The 3301-nt window shown below is 47.4% G+C and carries 3 protein-coding genes; 1 reads left to right on the top strand and 2 read right to left on the bottom strand.

All coding sequences use genetic code 11. The annotated features are described in order from the left end of the window. Window positions 1–266 precede the first annotated feature (266 nt). Both SHK35_RS14095 and gmd read right to left on the bottom strand, forming a co-directional pair. Window positions 267–1580: a sugar phosphate nucleotidyltransferase gene (locus SHK35_RS14095; protein WP_330638275.1), complete on the bottom strand. Its 1314-nt coding sequence runs from the start codon at window positions 1578–1580 to the stop codon at window positions 267–269. 9 nt (window positions 1581–1589) lie between these two features. Further along, window positions 1590–2657 carry a GDP-mannose 4,6-dehydratase gene (gmd, locus tag SHK35_RS14090; protein ID WP_318710252.1) on the bottom strand — a complete coding sequence of 356 codons (1068 nt, stop codon included), beginning with the start codon at window positions 2655–2657 and terminating at the stop codon, window positions 1590–1592. A gap of 195 nt (window positions 2658–2852) precedes the next feature. On the opposite strand from gmd, the gene SHK35_RS14085 reads away from it, so the two are divergent. Then, window positions 2853–3301 (top strand): AraC family ligand binding domain-containing protein (locus SHK35_RS14085; protein WP_318710251.1); only part of this gene is annotated, 449 nt, incomplete at its 3' end.

The following is a 3301-nucleotide window of genomic DNA, read 5'->3' as shown; positions in this document are numbered from 1 at the left end:
CTTAACAACGGATAATTTGGTATTATCCTTTATTCCCCTCCCCCACCCAATTAAAAAACCGCCAAAGCATCAAGGTGCTCGGCGGCTTGTATCAAATATCGTTTTGCTATAAAAATTATGCCTCTTACACAATCGCCATTCCCCAACAGCTTCCAGCAAAATAATAGCATACTCTCCACAAAAATACAATATTTTCAAAGCGGCAAATTAATTTTCTACAGAAATTTTTACAAATGCCATTCTCACATTCGAAAATTCAAATCCTTTTACAGTTCACACTTCACCTTATCGTGCACACTGATCTCCTGCCCCAGCTGCACCTCCATAATCTTTAGCTCAGTCTCCGCCACCACGGTATGCTTGCAGCCAATAGGCATCTGGATCACATCTCCTTCTTTCACCGGGCGCCTTTTCCCATCCAGCACAGCATATCCCCGGCCCTTTAAAACAGTCCAGACCTCGTCCCTGTTCTGGTGGTAATGATAATTCATTCCATGCCCCGGGTTCAGCGTCACCTTTATGGTCATGCTGGCGTCTTCCACGTCGATTACCTGAAAATTCCCCCAGGATTTTTCCGCAAACATGATCTGCTGGTCGATCTGATCCACAAAGGGCTTAATGTAGCTGGACTGCTCCTTGTTTGATACAAGAATGCCCTCCGCGCTGGCGGCCACAATGGCATTTTCAATACCCATGCAGAGCACTGGGACGTTCAGCTCATTGATAATGTGGAGATTGCTGCACTGGTCATTGTACATGGCCTTGCCCACCACATTTTCATCCATAGCCTCCGTCAGGGTATTCCAGGTTCCCAAATCCTTCCATTCCCCGGAAAATCTCAGTACCTGAATCTCTTTTTCCTGTTCCACCACCGCATAGTCAAAGCTGATTTTGGGCAGCGTCTGATAGTTTTCAAACAAACCGGCATAATCAGCAAAACCCAGCATTTCCTCGGCCTTTTTCAACACATAATTTAGCCGAAAGGCAAATACGCCCCCATTCCACAAAGCCCCCTGGGCAATATATTCCTCTGCAGTTTTTAAATCCGGCTTTTCCTTAAAGGTAGAGACTGTGCTGACCTTTTCCTTGCTGTCAGGAATCATATATCCATATTTCTCACTGGGATAGGTTGGCTCCATCCCCATCAGTACCAGATTAGCCGCTCCCCCAGCTGCCAGGCTTTCAAGCTGCTTCAGCGCATTAAAATAATCGGTGCTCACATAAGGATCCACCGGGCACACCACAACAGCCTCCTCTCCCGGTATCCCTTTTACGTCATGCAGATAGGCCACCGCCAATGCGATAGCAGGAAAAGTATCCCGCCTGCAAGGCTCCACGCAAATGTTCACCCCTGCACCCAGCTGATTGTTAATGGCAGAAGCCTGGGACCTGGAAGTGGCAACGGTCACTGTAGCCCTTTCGTCCACGGCGCGGATCTGTCCAAACACGCGCTGTACCATGGACTCATACTGGCCATCCTCTTTTTTAAAAATTTTAATAAACTGCTTGGAACGAATGTCATTGGAAAGAGGCCAAAGGCGCTTGCCTGAGCCTCCGGATAATAACACAATATTCATCATCCGACCCCCTCATTCTTTTTCCAGTCCGGCTACAGCAGCCTTCACAGCCGCTTCCCGTCTTGCCAGCTGCCTGTCATGTCTTGCCATAATCCGAACCAGCTCTTCATAGCTTGTCTTTTGGGGATTCCAGCCCAGCGTTTCCTTTGCCTTGGTGGGATCTCCCCACAAATTATCCACATCCGTAGGACGGAACCATGCTTCATTTACACATACCAAAAGTTTGCCGGTTGCCGCATCATAGCCCTTTTCATGAACCCCGCTGCCCTCCCAGCGGATTTCCATACCGTTTTCCCGAAAAGCCCTTTCCGTAAAGTCCCTTACCGTATGCTGCTCCCCGGTGGCGATCACAAAGTCATCCGGCTTATCCTGCTGAAGAATCAGCCACATACATTCCACATAATCCTTTGCATATCCCCAATCCCGCTTGGAATCCAGGTTCCCCAGCTCCAGATGATCTTGAATGCCCTCGGCAATTCTGCCTGCTGCAAGGGTAATCTTTCTTGTGACAAAGTTCTCTCCCCGACGCTCAGACTCATGGTTAAACAAAATACCGTTTACCGCAAATATGCCATAGGCCTCCCGGTATTCCTTGGTAATCCAAAACCCGTACTGCTTTGCTACCGCATAAGGGCTGTAGGGATGAAAGGGCGTGGTCTCCCGCTGAGGCACCTCCTCTACTCTGCCGTAAAGTTCCGAGGTGGAGGCCTGATAAATCTTTGTCTTGTCAATAAGTCCCAGCACTCTCACCGCCTCCAGAATCCTGAGCACGCCGATGGCATCCACATCCCCTGAATATTCCGGCACATCAAAGGACACCTGCACATGGGACTGGGCCGCCAGATTATAAATCTCATCCGGCTGAATCAGCTGAATGATCCTGGTGATGGAAGAGGTATCCGAAAGGTCTCCGTCATGAAGAGTTACCGCCTTTTTTTGCAGCAGATGGTCAATTCTGGCCGTATTGGAAATAGACGCTCTTCTGACCATGCCGTGTACCTCATATCCCTTTTCCAGCAAAAGCTCCGCAAGGTAAGAGCCATCCTGTCCTGTTATTCCTGTAATCAATGCTTTTTTCATATAATGTTTCTCTTTCTGTTTTTTCTGTCATTTTGCTTACAGCACAATTTCTTAATTATCATAGTCCATATTTTTCCCTTTTATAAGTACTTATTTTGTATAATTATAGCATTATCTTGACTTCTTTGATATAATAAGGTGCAGACCTAAAGAGGACGGTTCAGCATCAAAAGATTCCCGAAAGGAGGGCTTGCCTTGAAAGCTTCGTTGTTTCATGGAACCATAGTGACATCCAATCGGATCATCTATACCCCCTCTGCTTTTGCCAAAAGCAATCTTATCTATCTGCAGGAGACGGGGCAGCTGCAGGCCAAAAAGCCCCATGTAAGCCAGAGGGAAAATTTATCCTCTTATCTGTTTTTTATTGTGAAAAGCGGTTCCGGCACCTTGACCTATGAAGGGGAAACCTTCGCTCTTTCCGCAGGAGATTGTATTTTTTTGGACTGCCAAAAGCCTTATTCTCATGCTACCTCTGATGCCCTTTGGAGTCTGAAATGGGTGCATTTCTACGGCCAGAGTCTGAAAAATATTTACAAAAAATACCTGAAAAACGGCGGGCAGCCTTGTTTTCACACTACAAGACTGTCCGCCTATGAAGCTCTTTTGGATGATCTGTTTTTGGCCGCATCCTCGGACGGCGCCGT

Origin of the sequence: Candidatus Acetatifactor stercoripullorum, from assembly GCF_944382095.1 — a bacterium.
Taxonomy (GTDB): domain Bacteria; phylum Bacillota; class Clostridia; order Lachnospirales; family Lachnospiraceae; genus Acetatifactor; species Acetatifactor stercoripullorum.
This window is presented reverse-complemented; position numbering and strand designations above follow the sequence as displayed.